This window comes from Leclercia sp. UBA7405 (assembly GCF_037152215.1).
Lineage (GTDB): Bacteria > Pseudomonadota > Gammaproteobacteria > Enterobacterales > Enterobacteriaceae > Enterobacter > Enterobacter pneumoniae.
Genome location: NZ_JBBCMR010000001.1, coordinates 2,095,496 through 2,112,523 on the forward strand (window position 1 = coordinate 2,095,496; position 17,028 = coordinate 2,112,523).

Annotated in this window: 9 protein-coding genes; 8 read left to right on the forward strand and 1 reads right to left on the reverse strand. The window is 59.1% G+C overall.

The window, feature by feature from the left end:
* The first annotated feature begins 157 nt into the window (after positions 1-157).
* Complete coding sequence (locus WFN75_RS10340; protein ID WP_263616166.1) at positions 158-3,484, forward strand: diguanylate cyclase; 3,327 nt, start codon at positions 158-160, stop codon at positions 3,482-3,484.
* Here the strand turns inward: WFN75_RS10340 and alkA are convergent.
* Positions 3,449-4,321 (reverse strand): DNA-3-methyladenine glycosylase 2, encoded by an 873-nt coding sequence (gene alkA / locus WFN75_RS10345; RefSeq protein ID WP_336996117.1) that lies wholly within the window; start codon positions 4,319-4,321, stop codon positions 3,449-3,451. The two genes, WFN75_RS10340 and alkA, sit on opposite strands and share 36 nt — an antisense overlap.
* 134 nt (positions 4,322-4,455) lie before the next feature.
* On the opposite strand from alkA, the gene yegD reads away from it, so the two are divergent.
* From yegD to baeR, 7 genes are all read left to right on the forward strand, one after another.
* Complete coding sequence (gene yegD / locus WFN75_RS10350) at positions 4,456-5,808, forward strand: molecular chaperone (protein ID WP_207292063.1); 1,353 nt, start codon at positions 4,456-4,458, stop codon at positions 5,806-5,808.
* A gap of 207 nt (positions 5,809-6,015) precedes the next feature.
* Positions 6,016-7,248, forward strand: coding sequence for an MdtA/MuxA family multidrug efflux RND transporter periplasmic adaptor subunit (locus tag WFN75_RS10355; RefSeq protein ID WP_212477783.1), 1,233 nt, complete (start codon positions 6,016-6,018; stop codon positions 7,246-7,248).
* Positions 7,248-10,370, forward strand: coding sequence for an MdtB/MuxB family multidrug efflux RND transporter permease subunit (locus tag WFN75_RS10360; RefSeq protein ID WP_336996118.1), 3,123 nt, complete (start codon positions 7,248-7,250; stop codon positions 10,368-10,370). Before WFN75_RS10355 ends, WFN75_RS10360 begins: the two co-directional genes overlap by 1 nt.
* A complete protein-coding gene (mdtC, locus tag WFN75_RS10365) occupies positions 10,371-13,463 on the forward strand; it encodes a multidrug efflux RND transporter permease subunit MdtC (RefSeq protein ID WP_046884787.1) in 3,093 nt (1,030 codons plus the stop codon). It abuts the gene before it with no gap.
* Positions 13,447-14,862, forward strand: a complete 1,416-nt coding sequence (locus tag WFN75_RS10370; RefSeq protein WP_336996119.1) for an MFS transporter — start codon at positions 13,447-13,449, stop codon at positions 14,860-14,862. The genes mdtC and WFN75_RS10370 overlap by 17 nt, the downstream gene beginning before the upstream one ends.
* Positions 14,859-16,262: a two-component system sensor histidine kinase BaeS gene (baeS, locus tag WFN75_RS10375; RefSeq protein WP_288820704.1), complete on the forward strand. Its 1,404-nt coding sequence runs from the start codon at positions 14,859-14,861 to the stop codon at positions 16,260-16,262. Before WFN75_RS10370 ends, baeS begins: the two co-directional genes overlap by 4 nt.
* Positions 16,259-16,981 (forward strand): two-component system response regulator BaeR, encoded by a 723-nt coding sequence (baeR, locus tag WFN75_RS10380; RefSeq protein ID WP_046884784.1) that lies wholly within the window; start codon positions 16,259-16,261, stop codon positions 16,979-16,981. The genes baeS and baeR overlap by 4 nt, the downstream gene beginning before the upstream one ends.
* The last annotated feature ends 47 nt before the right edge of the window (positions 16,982-17,028 follow it).

Sequence of the window (17,028 nt, forward strand, 5' to 3'; positions counted from 1 at the left end):
AATTTTTGCAGGATAACTATTTAATAACTCTATGATGTCAAATTATGAGCAGCCACCATATGAATTGTAAATTGTTTGTACTAGCATAATCCAAATTCATCATTCAACTCGTCCGGACCTCGTTCGTGACGGCATGGCGTCCCCTGGATAAGCGGTAATGAATAAACAATACCAGCGCGTTTTGGTTACCACCCCACATCCTTTACTACGGCTTGTCAGTCTTGGTCTGGTTACCTTTATCTTTACCCTTTTTTCGCTGGAGCTGACGCGTTTCGGTACATTACTGGCACCTTTATGGTTCCCGACCGCCATTATGATGGTGGCCTTTTACCGTCACGCCGGCAAAATGTGGCCCGGTATCGCGCTCGCCTGCACCTTCGGCAATATCTTTGCCACCTGGCTGCTCTTCTCCTGGGATACCCTTAATCTGTGGTACGGGTTGATCAACACCCTCGAGGCGGTGGTCGGCGCGCTGTTGCTGCGAAAACTGCTCCCCTGGTATAACCCGCTGCAAAATCTGGGCGACTGGATCCGTCTGGCGATCGGCAGCGCCGTGATCCCGCCTCTGCTGGGCGGCATGTTGGCGTATCTGCTGGTTCCTACCGCCGAGCCGATGCGCAACTTTCTGGTCTGGGTGCTCTCGGAAACCATCGGCGCGCTGGCGCTGGTGCCGCTGGGGCTGCTGTTTAAACCCCACTACCTGCTGCGTCATCGCAATCCGCAATTACTGCTCGAAACGCTGGTCACCATGGTGGTGACGCTGGTGCTAAGCTGGATCGCCATCCGCTTTTTACCCTGGCCCTTTACCGCGATTATCGTCTTACTGATGTGGAGCGCCGTCCGATTACCACGCCTTGAGGCATTTCTGGTCTTCCTGGTCACGGTAATGATGGTATCGCTGTTGATCGCCTCTTCGCCGGTGCCGCTGGTCACTGAAAATGCCGCCATGCTCAACGCCCCCTGGCTGCCGTTCCTGATGATGCTGTTGCCCGCTAACGTCATGACCATGGTGATGTACGCCTTCCGCGCCGAGCGGAAACACATAACCGAGAGCGAAGAACGTTTTCGCAATGCCATGGAGTACTCCGCGATCGGCATGGCGCTGGTCGGTACCGACGGCCAGTGGCTGCAGGCCAACAAAGCGCTTTGTCAGTTCCTCGGTTACTCCCAGTCTGAGCTGCACTCCCTGACGTTCCAGCAGGTGACCTGGCCCGAAGATCTCAATCTTGACCTCGAGCAGATGGAGCAACTGATCCGCGGGGATATCAATAGCTACTCGATGGAGAAGCGTTACTACACCCGCAATGGTGAGGTGGTCTGGGCGCTGCTGGCAGTATCGCTGGTGCGCCATGCGGACGGCAGCCCGCTCTATTTCATCGCCCAGATCGAAGACATTAACGATCTCAAACAGACCGAATGGGTTAACAAGCGCCTGATGGAGCGCATTACTCTCGCTAACGAAGCGGGGGGAATTGGTATCTGGGAGTGGGATGTTAAACCGGACGTGATCAGCTGGGATAAGCGCATGTTCGAACTCTATGAAGTTCCGCCGCATATTAAACCCACCTGGCAGATGTGGCATGAGTGTATGCTCCCGGAGGACCGCGCCCATGCTGAACAGGTGGTACGTGATGCCCTGGCCGCGCGCATTCCTTTCAAGCTGGAGTTTCGCATTCGGGTCAAAGAGGGGGTTCGTCACATCCGCGCGCTGGCTAATCGGGTGCTGAATAAGCAGGGCGAGGTCGAACGCCTGCTCGGCGTCAATATGGATATGACCGAGGTAAAAGAGCTTAACGAAGCGCTGTTCCAGGAAAAAGAGCGTCTGCATATTACCCTCGACTCCATCGGCGAAGCCGTGCTCTGTACCGATGTCGATATGAACGTCACCTTTATGAACCCGGTCGCCGAGAAGATGAGCGGCTGGACGCAGCAAGACGCGATGGGCCAGCCGATTTTATCGGTGCTGCATATTACCTTTGGTAATAGCGGCCCGCTGATGGAAAACATTCACAGCGGGGATATGTCCCGTACTGATATCGAACAGGATGTCGTCCTGCACAGCCGCAGTGGCGGGAGCTACGATATTCACTACAGCATCACCCCACTGAGCACTCTCGATGGACAAAACATCGGCTCGGTGCTGGTCATTCAGGATGTTACCGAGTCGCGCAAAATGCTGCGTGAACTGAGCTACAACGCCTCTCACGACGCCCTCACCCACCTGGCAAACCGCGTCAGCTTTGAAGCGCACCTGAAACGTCTGCTCCATATGGTGCAGGAGACCCGCCAGCGACATGCGCTGGTGTTTATCGATCTCGACCGTTTTAAAGCGGTGAATGACACCGCAGGCCATGCGGCGGGCGATGCCCTGCTGCGTGAGCTCTCTTCGCTGATGCTCAGCATGCTGCGTTCGACCGATGTGCTGGCGCGTCTTGGCGGGGACGAGTTTGGTTTACTGTTGCCTGAATGCAATACCGAAAGCGCCCGCTACATCGCGGGGCGTATCATTAATGCCATCAACGATTACCACTTTATGTGGGACGGCCGCCTGCACCGTATCGGCGCCAGCGCCGGGATTACGCTTATCGACGCCGTAAACCACCAGGCCGCTGAAGTGATGTCTCAGGCGGATATTGCCTGCTACGCCTCAAAAAACAGCGGGCGTGGGGTAGTCACGGTGTATGAACCGCAGCAAGAACGCATGCAGAGCAACCGCAATATGATGTCGCTCGATGAACAGTGGCACATGATTAAAGACAACAACCTGGTGATGCTCGCGCGCAGCGTGGCGTCACCGCGTATCCCGGAGAGCAGCAATTTCTGGATGCTGTCGCTGCGCCTGTGGACCAGCGAAGGGGAAGTTCTCGAAGAGCAGACCTTCCGCGCCGGGCTGGCGGAGCCCGAGCTCCTTCACGCTCTCGACAGACGCGTGATGCAGGAGTTCTTCCGCAGCTTTGCCGCCCCGCTGGCTAAAAAAGGGACCGGCGTGGCCCTTCCGCTGTCGCTGGCTGGACTGGCCAGCGTGACCCTGGTCGACGAGCTGCTGGATATGCTGGCACAGAGCCCGCTACCGGCACGACTACTGCACCTGATGCTGCATATTGACGTACTGAGACAGCAAAATAACGCCTGTCTGCAGGGGCTGGATAAACTGCGCCGCGCCGGCTGCCGTATCATCCTCAGCCACGTCGGGCGAGATATGGACGAGTTCAACCACCTCAGTGCCCATCAGGCAGATTACCTGCTGCTGGATCCCGAGGTCGTGACCAACGTTCACGGCAACCTGATGGACGAGATGTTGGTCACCATTATCCAGGGTCATGCCCAGCGGCTGGGCATGAAAACTATCGCCGGGCCGAGCAACCAGCCGGTGGTGATGGACACGCTCTCAGGCATCGGCATCGACTACATCTACGGCAATACCATTGACGAACCGCGTCCGCTGGAACTACTGCTTAATACCAGCTACTTCGCCATCAACTGACGGCATCCAGCCTTCGGTATACCAGATATGCAGCAGCGCGTATGAGCGCCACGGCTGCCACCGGGCGGCATAGCGCCGTATCCCGGCCGGGGTCATGCCGGCAAAGCGTTGCTTGATCAGATAATCATCCGGTAAGAACACATCTTTCGCCTGCCAGCCGCGCAGGGCGAAATAATTCGCCGTCCAGCGCCCGATGCCCGGGCGAGTTTGCAGTGCCTTCACGCCCGCCTCAATGTCATCCGGCGGCGTAAGAGGAAATGTCCCGGCCTCCACCGACTGCGCCAGGTGAATGAGCGACTCGGCGCGTTTAACTGGCATGCCGAGCGCCTTCAAGGCCAGCGGGTCGGCATTTGCCAGCGCCGCCGGGGTAGGAAAGCAGAAATATCCCGGCGCCCCTGCCAGCGGCTCACCACACAAGGCGACCACTTTCGCGGTGAGCTTCGCCGCCATCGCTACGCTCACCAGCTGGCCGAGAATAGCGCGTACCCCCTGCTCGTAAGCATCCATCGAGCCGGGCAGTCGCAGGCCGGGCCGGGCAGCGCCGAGCGCCCCGAGCACCCCGGCTATCTGCTGCGGGCGACAATCCAGGTCAAACAGCCGGGCCACGCGCGCCAGGACCGGGCCGGCGACTGGCAGCAGCCCGTCACTCAGTTCAACCTGAAGCGTGCCGTCTTGCAGGTGCGGCGTGGCGCGAACCAGCCCGACATGCCCCTCACAGGCGAAACTGCGCACGTAGTCTGTGGCGGTCACGGTTTCGATACCGGTGACCGCACGGGCGGCCAAAAAATCGAACATCCATTGCCAGTCGTAGGGGGGTTGCCAGTGCAGAATAAACATTACGGCTCCTTTTTTCGTTATTCCACAGCATAACGCTGCCCGGCGGTTCTTGCCTTGCTTTCATATTCCAGTTGTCGCAGGCGAGACATTTCGCTAAAGTCTCGCCCCTTCTCAATGGCATGGGGATTTCGCACGTGTTTATCGGATTTGACTATGGTACCGCCAACTGTTCTGTGGCGGTGATGCAAGACGGGCAGCCACAGCTGCTCAAAATGGAAAATAACAGCACCCTGCTGCCATCAATGATTTGCGCGCCCACGCGTGAAGCGGTAAGCGAGTGGCTCTATCGTCATCATCAGGTTCCGGCTACCGGCACGGAAACCCAGGCGCTGTTACGCCGGGCGGTAAGCTTCAATCGCGAAGAGGATATCGACGTTACCGCCACCAGCGTGCAGTTTGGACTCTCCTCGCTGGGCCACTATATTGAGGACCCGGAAGAGGTCTACTTTGTTAAATCCCCGAAATCCTTCCTCGGCGCCAGCGGACTGAAGCCGCAGCAGGTTGCTCTGTTTGAGGATCTGGTTTGCGCCATGATGCTGCATATTCGTCAGCAGGCACAGTCGCAGGTGACGGATACCATTACCCAGGCGGTGATTGGTCGCCCTATTAACTTCCAGGGGCTGGGGGGAGACGACGCGAACCAGCAGGCGCAAGGGATCCTTGAGCGTGCCGCCCACCGCGCAGGTTTTCAGGACGTGGTGTTCCAGTATGAGCCGGTTGCCGCCGGTCTGGATTTTGAAGCGACGCTTAGTGAAGAGAAACGTGTGCTGGTAGTGGATATCGGCGGCGGGACAACTGACTGCTCGCTGCTGCTGATGGGGCCACAATGGCATGTCCGCCGCGACCGTGAAAATAGCCTGCTGGGACACAGCGGGTGCCGCGTAGGCGGGAACGATCTTGATATTGCACTGGCGTTCAAAAGCCTGATGCCGCTGCTGGGCATGGGCGGCCAGACGGAAAAAGGTATCGCCCTGCCGATCCTCCCCTGGTGGAATGCGGTTGCCATTAACGACGTCCCCGCTCAGAGCGATTTCTACAGTACCGCCAACGGTCGTTTCCTTAATGACCTGGTGCGCGATGCGCAGGATGCCGACAAAGTCGCCCTGCTGTATAAGCTCTGGCGTCAGCGTCTGAGCTATCGCGTGGTGCGTAGCGCCGAAGAGAGTAAAATTGCCCTTTCAGAAGCAGCCGATCATACCGTTACGCTGCCGTTTATCGGCGATGAGCTGGCCACCGCGATTAGTCAGCAGGGGCTGGAGGCGGCACTGGCACAACCGTTGCAGCGCATTCTGGAACAGGTGCAGTTGGCGCTGGATAATGGTAAAGAGAAACCGGACGTGATCTACCTTACCGGCGGTAGCGCCAAATCGCCGTTAATTAAGCGTGCGCTGGCGGAGCAGTTGCCGGGCATCCCGATTGCTGGCGGCGATGATTTCGGCTCGGTGACGGCGGGGCTGGCGCGTTGGGCGCAGGTAGTGTTTAGCTGACATAGGTGCGGGCTGATGCCCTCACCCCTACCCTCTCCCTGTGGAAGAGGGAGAAAAGCTTAGAAAAGGCAACCCGTGTTGCCTTTTTGCTTTACCCTCATTCAGACAATTCCAGACAGTCTTCCATATTTCCTCCATTTTTCTGCCGTCTCCACTCACTAAACTAGTATCATTTCCCGAAATGTTTCAGGACGAGAACGTATAACGATGAAAGGCAGTCAAAAATCCCGCTGGGCAATCGCCGCAGGCCTTATTGTGGTGGTCGTTGCCGCCGCGTGGTACTGGCACAGTCACTCCGCGGCACCGGCAGGTGCCACCAGCCAACAGCGCCCCGCAGGCGGTGGCCGCCACGCTATGCGCGGTGGCGTGCTGGCCCCTGTCCAGGCTGCCACCGCCGTCAATAAATCCGTTCCGCTTTACCTTACGGGCCTGGGAACTATCACGGCGGCAAATACGGTGACCGTGCGAAGTCGCGTTGACGGCCAGCTTATGGCGCTCCACTTCCAGGAGGGGCAACAGGTCAAAGCCGGTGATCTGCTTGCTGAAATCGATCCCAGCCAGTTTAAGGTTGCCCTCGCCCAGGCGCAGGGGCAGCTCGCAAAAGACAAAGCGACTCTCGCCAACGCACAGCGCGACCTCGCCCGCTTCCAGAAGCTGGTGAAAACCAATCTGGTGTCACGCCAGGAGCTGGATACCCAGCAGTCGCTGGTCAGTGAATCACAGGGCACGATCAAAGCGGATGAAGCCGCCGTCGCCAGCGCCCAGCTCCAGCTCGACTGGAGTCGGATCACCGCCCCGATTGATGGCCGCGTGGGGCTGAAACAGGTTGATATCGGTAACCAGATCTCCAGCGGCGATACCACAGGCATCGTGGTGATCACCCAGACCCACCCCATCGATCTGGTTTTCACCCTGCCAGAAAACGACATTGCTACCGTTGTTCAGGCGCAGAAAACCGGCCAGCCGCTGGTGGTTGAAGCCTGGGATCGCGCCAACAAACAGAAACTGAGCGAAGGTACGCTGCTGAGCCTGGATAACCAGATCGACACCACCACCGGCACCATCAAGCTGAAGGCCCGATTTACCAACCAGGACGACGCGCTCTTCCCGAACCAGTTTGTTAACGCCCGGATGCTGGTCTCGACTCAGGATAACGCGGTAGTTATCCCGACCGCAGCCCTGCAGATGGGCAACGAAGGCAACTTCGTGTGGGTACTGAACAGCGAGAATAAAGTGAGTAAGCATCTGGTGAAAACCGGCATCCAGGACAGCCAGACGGTGGTGATCAGCGCCGGGTTGTCCGCAGGCGATCGCGTAGTCACTGACGGTATCGACCGCCTGACCGAAGGGGCTAAAGTCGAGGTAGTGGAAGCGCACAGCGACACTGCCACCCCGAAGCAGCCTGCCCGTGAACAGGCCAAACAGAGAGAGAACGCCTGATGCAGGTGATGCCACCCAGCGCCACGGGCGGGCCGTCACGCCTGTTCATTATGCGCCCGGTCGCCACCACGCTGTTGATGGTGGCGATTTTACTGGCGGGGATTATCGGCTACCGTTTTCTGCCGGTCTCCGCCCTGCCGGAAGTCGATTATCCTACCATCCAGGTGGTGACCCTCTATCCCGGCGCCAGCCCGGATGTGGTCACCTCTGCCATAACCGCCCCGCTGGAGCGTCAGTTCGGCCAGATGTCGGGGCTGAAGCAGATGTCATCACAAAGCTCTGGCGGCGCGTCGGTTGTTACGCTTCAGTTCCAGCTCACGCTGCCGCTGGATGTCGCCGAGCAGGAGGTGCAGGCCGCCATTAACGCCGCCACCAACCTGCTGCCGTCCGATCTGCCGAATCCGCCAGTCTACAGCAAGGTCAACCCGGCGGATCCGCCCATCATGAGCCTCGCCGTCACCTCGTCTGCCATGCCGATGACGCAGGTGGAAGATATGGTCGAAACCCGCGTGGCGCAAAAGATTTCTCAGGTATCGGGCGTCGGCCTGGTCACCCTCTCTGGTGGCCAGCGTCCGGCCGTTCGCGTGAAGCTTAACGCTCAGGCCATCGCCGCGCTGGGGTTGACCAGCGAAACCATCCGTACCGCCATCAGCAACGCCAACGTCAACTCGGCGAAAGGCTCCCTGGATGGCCCCACCCGCGCGGTCACGCTGTCGGCCAACGATCAGATGCAGTCTGCCGATGAGTACCGCCAGCTGATTGTCGCTTACCAGAACGGGGCCCCTGTTCGGCTGGGCGATGTGGCCACGGTTGAACAAGGGGCGGAAAACAGCTGGCTGGGTGCCTGGGCGAATAAGCAGCAGGCCATCGTGATGAACGTGCAGCGCCAGCCGGGCGCTAACATTATCGATACCGCCGACAGCATCCGCGCCATGCTGCCGCAGCTGATAGAGAGCCTGCCGAAGTCGGTGAGCGTGAAGGTGCTTTCGGATCGCACCACCAACATCCGCGCCTCGGTCAGCGACACGCAGTTTGAGCTGATGCTCGCCATCGCGCTGGTGGTGATGATCATCTATCTGTTCCTGCGCAACGTTCCCGCTACCATTATCCCCGCCGTCGCGGTGCCGTTATCGCTGGTGGGGACATTTGCAGTCATGGTGTTTCTCGATTTCTCCATCAATAACCTGACGCTAATGGCGCTGACCATCGCCACCGGTTTTGTGGTGGACGATGCCATCGTGGTGATTGAAAACATCTCGCGCTATATCGAGAAAGGCGAGAAACCGCTGGCGGCAGCGCTCAAAGGGGCTGGTGAGATCGGCTTTACCATCATCTCATTGACCTTCTCCCTGATAGCGGTGCTGATTCCGCTGCTGTTTATGGGCGACATTGTCGGACGTCTGTTCCGCGAATTTGCGGTCACCCTGGCGGTGGCGATTCTGATCTCGGCGATAGTGTCATTAACCCTGACACCAATGATGTGCGCGCGCATGCTGAGCCACGAGTCTCTGCGCAAACAGAACCGTTTTTCTCGCGCCTCTGAACGGATGTTCGAGCGGGTGATCGCCGCCTATGGCCGCCTGCTGACCAAAGTGCTTAACCACCCCTGGGCGACGCTGGGCGTGGCGCTGGGAACCCTGGCCCTCAGCGCCCTGCTGTGGGTCATGATTCCGAAGGGCTTCTTCCCGATTCAGGACAATGGCATTATTCAGGGAACGCTGCAGGCGCCGCAGTCGGTGTCGTTTGCCAACATGGCCCAGCGCCAGCAGCAGGTTTCCGAAATTCTTATGAAGGATCCGGCCGTCGAGAGTCTGACCTCATTCGTGGGGGTGGACGGTAGCAACCCGTCGCTAAACAGCGCTCGTCTGCAGATCAACCTCAAACCGCTGGATGAGCGTGATGACCGCGTCAATGCGGTGATTGAGCGCCTGCAGCAGGCCGTGGCACGCGTACCGGGTATCGAACTCTATCTGCAACCGACTCAGGATCTGACGATCGATACCCAGGTCAGCCGCACTCAGTATCAGTTTACCTTGCAGGCCACTACGCTTGAGGCGCTCAGCACCTGGGTACCGCAACTGGTAGAGAAACTGCAGGCGCTGCCGCAGCTTTCCGACGTCAGCAGCGACTGGCAGGATAAAGGGCTGGCGGCCTATATCAATGTCGATCGCGACAGCGCCAGCCGGCTGGGCATTACCATGGCGGATGTGGATAACGCCCTGTACAACGCCTTTGGTCAGCGCCTGATCTCCACCATTTATACTCAGGCAAACCAGTACCGCGTGGTGCTGGAGCACGACACGCAACAGACGCCGGGACTGGCAGGGCTGGACGCCGTGCGTCTCACCAGCAGCGAAGGCGGCAGCGTGCCGCTTAGCGCCATCGCGAAGGTGGAGGAGCGTTATACGCCGCTGGCGGTGAACCATCTGGATCAGTTCCCCTCTACCACCATCTCGTTTAACGTCCCGGACGACTACTCGCTGGGCGAGGCGGTGGAGGCTATCCTGGGTGCGGAAAAAGATCTCAGTTTCCCCACCGATATTCAGACCCAGTTCCAGGGCAGTACGCTGGCATTCCAGGCCGCACTGGGCAGTACCATCTGGCTGATCGTGGCGGCAGTGGTGGCAATGTACATCGTGCTTGGCGTGCTGTACGAAAGCTTTATTCATCCCATCACCATCCTCTCTACCCTACCTACTGCAGGAGTGGGAGCCCTGCTGGCGCTGATGCTGGCAGGCAGTGAACTGGATGTGATCGCCATCATTGGCATCATCTTGCTGATTGGTATCGTCAAGAAGAACGCCATCATGATGATCGACTTTGCCCTTGCCGCCGAGCGCGAGCAGGGAATGGCACCGCGCGAGGCCATCTATCAGGCCTGTCTGCTGCGCTTTCGTCCGATCCTGATGACTACCCTCGCCGCCCTGCTCGGTGCCCTGCCGCTGATGCTCAGCACCGGGGTTGGCGCAGAGTTGCGTCGTCCGCTGGGGATTGGCATGGTAGGCGGCCTGCTGGTCAGCCAGGTGTTAACTCTCTTTACCACACCGGTGATTTACCTGCTGTTCGACAGCCTGGCGCTGAAGATGAAATCCCGCTTCCCGAAGCGTACTGAGGAGGCGTAAGTGAAGTTTTTCGCCCTCTTCATTTACCGCCCGGTGGCGACGATCTTGATTTCGCTCGCCATTACGCTCTGCGGCGTGCTCGGCTTCCGGCTGCTGCCGGTGGCCCCGCTGCCGCAGGTGGATTTCCCGGTTATTATGGTCAGCGCCTCGTTGCCCGGCGCGTCGCCAGAGACCATGGCCTCGTCGGTCGCCACGCCGCTTGAGCGCTCCCTCGGACGCATCGCCGGGGTCAACGAGATGACCTCCAGCAGCTCGCTGGGCAGTACGCGCATCATTCTGGAGTTCAATTTTAACCGCGACATCAACGGCGCGGCCCGTGACGTGCAGGCAGCGATCAACGCCGCGCAAAGCTTGTTGCCAAGCGGTATGCCGAGCCGCCCGACGTACCGCAAAGCTAACCCGTCCGACTCGCCGATCATGATCCTGACGCTCACCTCGGATACCTATTCCCAGGGTGAGCTGTATGACTTTGCCTCTACCCAACTGGCGCAGACCATCGCCCAGATCGACGGCGTGGGCGATGTGGATGTGGGCGGCAGTTCCCTGCCGGCCGTGCGCGTGGGGCTCAATCCGCAGGCGCTGTTTAACCAGGGCGTATCGCTGGATGACGTGCGCAGCGCTATCAGTAATGCTAACGTGCGCAGGCCGCAGGGAGCCATCGAAGACAGTAGCCACCGCTGGCAGATCCAGACCAACGATGAACTCAAAACCGCCGCCGAATACCAGCCACTGATTATTCACTACAACAACGGCGCGGCGGTGCGCCTCAGCGACGTGGCAAGCGTAACCGACTCGGTTCAGGATGTGCGTAACGCCGGGATGACCAACGCCAAACCGGCCATTTTGCTGATGATCCGCAAGCTGCCGGAGGCCAACATCATCGAGACGGTGAACAGCATCCGCGCCCGTCTGCCTGAGTTGCAAGAGACCATTCCCGCGGCCATCGATCTGCAGATCGCTCAGGACCGCTCCCCCACCATTCGCGCCTCGCTTGAAGAGGTTGAGCAGTCGCTGATTATCTCCGTGGCGCTGGTGATCCTCGTGGTCTTCCTGTTCCTGCGCTCCGGTCGCGCCACGCTGATCCCCGCCGTGGCGGTACCGGTGTCGCTTATCGGCACCTTCGCCGCCATGTATCTGTGCGGTTTTAGCCTTAATAACTTGTCGCTGATGGCGCTGACTATCGCCACCGGCTTCGTGGTGGATGACGCTATTGTGGTGCTGGAGAATATCTCCCGTCACCTGGAGGCGGGCATGAAGCCGCTACAGGCGGCGCTGCAGGGGTCGCGTGAAGTGGGCTTTACGGTGCTCTCCATGAGTCTGTCGCTGGTGGCCGTGTTCTTACCGCTGCTGCTGATGGATGGCCTGCCGGGACGGCTGTTGCGCGAATTCGCCGTGACGCTCTCGGTCGCAATCGGCATTTCGCTGGCGGTCTCTCTGACCCTCACCCCAATGATGTGCGGCTGGATGCTGAAATCCGGCAAACCGCACAGCCAGCCGCGTAAACGCGGGTTTGGCCGGCTGTTGATGGCGCTGCAGGAGGGCTACGGTAAATCACTGAAGTGGGTACTTAACCATACCCGCATCGTCGGGCTGGTGCTGCTGGGCACCATTGTGCTCAATGTCTGGCTCTATATCACCATTCCGAAAACCTTCTTCCCGGAGCAGGATACCGGGGTGCTGATGGGCGGCATCCAGGCTGACCAGAGCATCTCCTTCCAGGCAATGCGCGGAAAGTTGCAGGACTTTATGAAGATCATACGCGACGACCCGGCGGTGGATAATGTCACCGGCTTTACCGGCGGCTCGCGGGTCAACAGCGGGATGATGTTTATTACCCTTAAATCCCGCGATAACCGCAGCGAAACCGCCCAGCAGGTTATTGATCGTCTGCGCGGCAAGCTGGCGAAAGAGCCCGGCGCAAACCTCTTTTTGATGGCCGTTCAGGATATCCGCGTTGGCGGGCGGCAGGCCAATGCCAGCTACCAGTACACCTTGCTGTCGGACGATCTCGCCGCCCTGCGCGAATGGGAGCCGAAGATCCGCAAAGCGCTGGCGGCCTTGCCGCAGCTTGCGGATGTTAACTCAGACCAGCAGGACAACGGCGCAGAGATGAGCCTGACCTACGACCGGGAAACCATGTCGCGGCTGGGGATAGATGTCAGCGCGGCCAACAGCCTGCTGAATAATGCCTTCGGTCAGCGACAGATCTCTACCATCTATCAGCCGATGAACCAGTACAAGGTGGTGATGGAAGTCGATCCGCGCTATACCCAGGATATCAGCGCGCTGGATAAGATGTTTGTGATTAACAACGACGGCAAGGCAATTCCGCTCTCCTACTTTGCCAGCTGGCAGCCGGCGAACGCGCCGCTGTCGGTTAACCATCAGGGGCTGTCCGCGGCGTCGACCGTCTCATTCAACCTGCCTACCGGCTCTTCGCTCTCAGAGGCCAGTGAAGCCATCAACCGCGCCATGACTCAACTGGGGGTCCCTTCGACGGTGCGCGGCAGCTTTGCCGGTACGGCGCAGGTTTTCCAGGAGACGATGAATTCTCAGATCATTTTGATTCTGGCGGCGATTGCCACCGTCTATATCGTGCTGGGAGTGCTCTACGAGAGCTATGTCCATCCGCTGACGATTCTTTCCACCCTGCCGTCGGCGGGGGTGGGGGCGCTGCTGGCGCTGGAGCTATTTGGCGCACCGTTTAGCCTCATCGCGCTTATCGGGATCATGCTATTAATAGGAATAGTGAAGAAAAACGCGATCATGATGGTCGATTTTGCCCTCGAGGCACAGCGCAACGGCAACCTGACGCCGCAAGAGGCCATCTTCCAGGCCTGCCTGCTGCGTTTCCGCCCGATTATGATGACCACCCTGGCAGCGCTGTTTGGCGCGCTACCGCTGGTTATCTCCAGCGGGGACGGTGCCGAGCTGCGTCAGCCGCTGGGGATCACCATTGTCGGCGGTCTGGTGATGAGCCAGTTGCTTACGCTCTACACGACGCCGGTGGTCTACCTGTTCTTTGATCGTTTGCGGTTGCGTTTTTCACGGCAAAACACTAACGGTGACGGAGTAAATGACCGATCTCCCTAAGCAGGTTCGCTGGCAGCTATGGATTGTCGCCTTCGGCTTCTTTATGCAGTCGCTGGATACGACCATCGTTAACACCGCCCTCCCCTCAATGGCGAAAAGCCTGGGGGAGAGTCCGCTGCATATGCACATGGTCATCGTCGCCTATGTGCTGACGGTGGCGGTGATGCTGCCTGCCAGCGGCTGGCTGGCGGACAAAGTGGGGGTGCGCAATATTTTCTTTACCGCCATCGTGCTCTTTACCACCGGCTCGCTGTTTTGTGCTCAGGCGAACACCCTCAATGAGCTGATCATGGCGCGGGCGTTACAGGGGGTCGGCGGGGCGATGATGGTGCCGGTTGGCAGGCTGACGGTGATGAAAATCGTCCCGCGCGCGCAGTATATGGCGGCAATGACCTTCGTCACCCTACCCGGCCAGGTTGGTCCGCTGCTCGGCCCGGCGCTGGGAGGGATCCTGGTTGAGTACGCTTCCTGGCACTGGATCTTCCTGATTAACCTTCCTGTGGGGGTTATCGGTGCCATCGCCACCCTCTGGCTTATGCCCAACTACACCATGCAGACCCGACGCTTCGATCTGGTGGGCTTTTTTCTGCTGGCGGCCGGTATGGCGACCCTGACCCTGGCGCTGGATGGGCAAAAGGGGCTGGGGATCTCTTCTCTGTCGCTGGTCGCTCTGGTGGCCATCGGGGTGGTTTCGGTGCTGTGGTATCTCTGGCATGCCCGCGATAACGACCGCGCCTTATTCAGTTTGTCGTTATTTCAAAATACGACCTACCGGCTGGGGCTGCTGGGCAGCTTTGCCGGGCGCATCGGCAGCGGTATGTTGCCCTTTATGACCCCAGTCTTCTTACAGATTGGACTTGGTTTCTCTCCGTTCCACGCCGGGCTGATGATGATCCCCATGGTGCTGGGCAGTATGGGGATGAAGCGTATCGTCGTGCAGGTGGTCAACCGCTTTGGCTATCGGCGGGTGCTGGTGACGTCCACCCTGGGGCTGGCGCTGATCAGTCTGCTGTTTATGGCCGTCGCCCTGCTGGGCTGGTACGCCGTTCTGCCGCTGGTGCTCTTCTTCCAGGGCGTCATTAACTCCACCCGCTTCTCGTCGATGAACACCCTCACCCTGAAGGATCTGCCGGATTCGCTGGCGAGCAGCGGCAACAGCCTGCTGTCGATGATCATGCAGCTCTCCATGAGCGTCGGGGTCACTGTCGCCGGGCTGCTGCTGGGGATGTATGGCCAGCACCATCTGAGCGCCGATACCGCCGTTGCTCACCAGGTCTTTATATACACTTATCTCAGCATGGCGGTCATCATCGCTCTGCCCGCGTTGATCTTCGCCAGGGTTCCGGATGATACCAGTAAAAACGTCGTCCTCCGGCGGCGTAAAAGGAGTGAACCATGAAGTTCTGGCGTCCCGGTATTACGGGTAAGCTGTTTCTTGCCATTTTCGCCACCTGTATCGTCCTGCTTATCACGATGCACTGGGCGGTGCGGGTCAGTTTTGAACGCGGCTTTATCGATTACATTAAGCATGGCAACGAACAGCGTCTGCAGGGGTTAAGCGATGCGCTGGGCGAACAGTATGCCCTGCATGGCAACTGGCGGTTTTTACGTAATAACGATCGCTTTATTTTTCAGATCCTGCGCTCCCTCGAACATGATTCTGATGATGATCGCCCCGGTCCGGGCATGCCGCCGCACGGCTGGCGTACCCAGTTCTGGGTGATTGATCAGGATATGCGCGTGCTCGTTGGCCCGCGCGCCCCCGTCCCCCCGGACGGGACCAAACGTGCCATCAAGGTCAACGGCGCCAACGTCGGCTGGGTCATTGCCTCCCCGGTGGAGCGGCTGACACGCAATACTGATATCAATTTCGATCGCCAGCAGCGGCAGACCAGCTGGCTGATTGTGGCCCTCTCCACCCTGCTTGCCGCGCTGGCCACCTTCCCGCTGGCGCGCGGCCTGCTGGCGCCGGTCAAGCGGCTGGTTGAAGGGACGCACAAGCTGGCGGCGGGCGATTTCTCGACCCGGGTAGATACCCGCAGCGAAGACGAATTGGGCAAGCTGGCGCAAGACTTTAACCAGCTTGCCAGCACTCTGGAGAAGAACCAGCAGATGCGCCGGGACTTTATGGCCGATATCTCGCACGAACTGCGCACCCCGCTGGCGGTGCTGCGCGGCGAACTGGAGGCCATCCAGGATGGGGTGCGGCAGTTTACCCCCGAGTCGGTGGCCTCGTTGCAGGCAGAGGTGGGTACCCTCACCAAGCTGGTGGACGATCTCCACCAGCTCTCGATGTCCGACGAAGGGGCGCTGGCCTATCAGAAAGCCCCCGTCGATGTGATCAACATTCTGGAAGTGGCCAGCGGGGCGTTTCGCGAACGTTTTGCCAGCCGCGATCTGCGCATTGAACTCGCCCTGCCCGACCATGCGGTGGTCTTTGGCGATCGCGACCGCCTGATGCAGCTATTTAATAATCTGCTGGAAAACAGCCTGCGTTATACCGATGGCGGAGGGGCATTACGCCTCTCCGGCCACCTTACAGACACCCATTTTGCCCTCACCTTCGCCGACACGGCCCCCGGGGTCACAGACGCGCAGCTCACAAAACTGTTTGAGCGCTTTTACCGTACGGAAGGTTCGCGTAATCGTGCCAGCGGCGGCTCCGGGCTGGGGCTGGCGATTTGCGTGAACATTGTGGCGGCGCACGGCGGCACGCTGCGCGCCGCGCATTCGCCTTTTGGTGGGGTTAGCATTACAGTAGAGCTACCGCTGGAAAGAGAGTTATCGAGAGAAGTATGACTGAACTCCCTATTGACGAAAACACGCCACGAATTTTGATCGTGGAGGACGAGCCTAAGCTTGGGCAGCTGTTAATCGACTATCTGCGGGCGGCCAGCTATGCGCCCACCCTGATCAGCCACGGCGATCAGGTGCTGGCGTATGTGCGTCAGACTCCACCAGATCTGATCCTGCTGGATCTGATGCTGCCAGGCACCGATGGGCTGACCCTGTGCCGCGAAATCCGCCGCTTTTCCGATCTCCCCATTGTGATGGTGACGGCAAAAATCGAAGAGATCGACCGCCTGTTGGGGCTGGAAATTGGTGCCGATGATTACATCTGTAAACCCTATAGCCCGCGCGAAGTGGTCGCCCGGGTGAAAACGATTCTGCGCCGCTGCAAGCCACACCGTGAGCTTCAGGCTCTGGATGCGGTCAGCCCGCTGATTATCGACGAGAGCCGTTTTCAGGCCAGCTGGCGTAATAAGCTGCTGGATTTAACCCCCGCCGAGTTTCGCCTGCTGAAAACCCTCTCTCACGAACCGGGGAAAGTCTTCTCCCGCGAACAGTTACTTAACCACCTGTATGACGATTATCGCGTGGTTACTGACCGTACTATTGATAGCCACATTAAAAATCTGCGCCGCAAACTGGAAGCGCTGGATGCCGATCAGTCGTTTATTCGCGCGGTGTATGGTGTGGGATATCGCTGGGAAGCGGACGCATGCCGCATCGGATAGGAGAGTGTGAACGCAGCTGAGGGGTAACAGGCTTAACCGGCCTGCGT

What these genes read in the sequence shown, in the direction of transcription:
- WFN75_RS10340 (WP_263616166.1), top strand. Translation starts at nt 158, where the DNA reads ATGAATAAACAATACCAGCGCGTTTTGGTTACCACCCCACATCCTTTA.
- alkA (WP_336996117.1), bottom strand. Translation starts at nt 4,321, where the DNA reads ATGTTTATTCTGCACTGGCAACCCCCCTACGACTGGCAATGGATGTTC.
- WFN75_RS10355 (WP_212477783.1), top strand. Translation starts at nt 6,016, where the DNA reads ATGAAAGGCAGTCAAAAATCCCGCTGGGCAATCGCCGCAGGCCTTATT.
- WFN75_RS10360 (WP_336996118.1), top strand. Translation starts at nt 7,248, where the DNA reads ATGCAGGTGATGCCACCCAGCGCCACGGGCGGGCCGTCACGCCTGTTC.
- WFN75_RS10370 (WP_336996119.1), top strand. Translation starts at nt 13,447, where the DNA reads ATGACCGATCTCCCTAAGCAGGTTCGCTGGCAGCTATGGATTGTCGCC.
- baeS (WP_288820704.1), top strand. Translation starts at nt 14,859, where the DNA reads ATGAAGTTCTGGCGTCCCGGTATTACGGGTAAGCTGTTTCTTGCCATT.
- baeR (WP_046884784.1), top strand. Translation starts at nt 16,259, where the DNA reads ATGACTGAACTCCCTATTGACGAAAACACGCCACGAATTTTGATCGTG.